Annotated in this window: 1 protein-coding gene; it reads right to left on the bottom strand. The window is 47.4% G+C overall.

From position 1 onward, the window contains the following. Positions 1 to 138: 138 nt before the first annotated feature. Positions 139 to 387, bottom strand: coding sequence for a GlsB/YeaQ/YmgE family stress response membrane protein (locus tag ACWHAR_RS31560; RefSeq protein WP_003179074.1), 249 nt, complete (start codon positions 385 to 387; stop codon positions 139 to 141). Between the last annotated feature and the right edge of the window lie 143 nt (positions 388 to 530).

Below are 530 nucleotides of genomic sequence, written 5' to 3'. Positions count from 1 at the left end.
TTTCCTTAGTGCAAATTTATATCATCATCATATGCCCGCAATGATCAATTGTCAACCATAAGATGCTATAGTATATGCGAGAATGGTTTCGGCCAAACAAAAAAACCAGCACCGCTTTCGGGCGATGCTGGCTGGAAGTTATGCTTGAGAACCCATTCTTCCGCGGAAGATCAGGTTTAAAATGAAGACGAGAATTGCGGCTCCGATAATCGCCGGAAAGATGGCGAATCCCGCAATATCAGGCCCCCACGTACCAAACAGCCCGTGGCCGATCCAAGCTCCGATAAAGCCGATGACCATGGAGCCCGGTGCACCGTGGCCTCCGATTGCACCTCCGATTAATCCGATGACAATGGCTACGATTAAAGAAACGAGAAATCCTAACATTGTCTTTCCACCCTCTTTCAATTGATTTATATTAAATGTTTAGCCCGTCTCGGGCGTCTATAAACGCTTGAAAGCATATTGAGAAAGACGGATGGCTATTCCTCGAGAAGCGAAGCGCCTGCGATGCCCGGATGCGTCATTTA

This window comes from Bacillus sp. LR--39, assembly GCF_053613335.1.
Note: the sequence above shows the minus strand (reverse complement) of the source record. Positions and strands in the feature narration are given on the sequence as shown.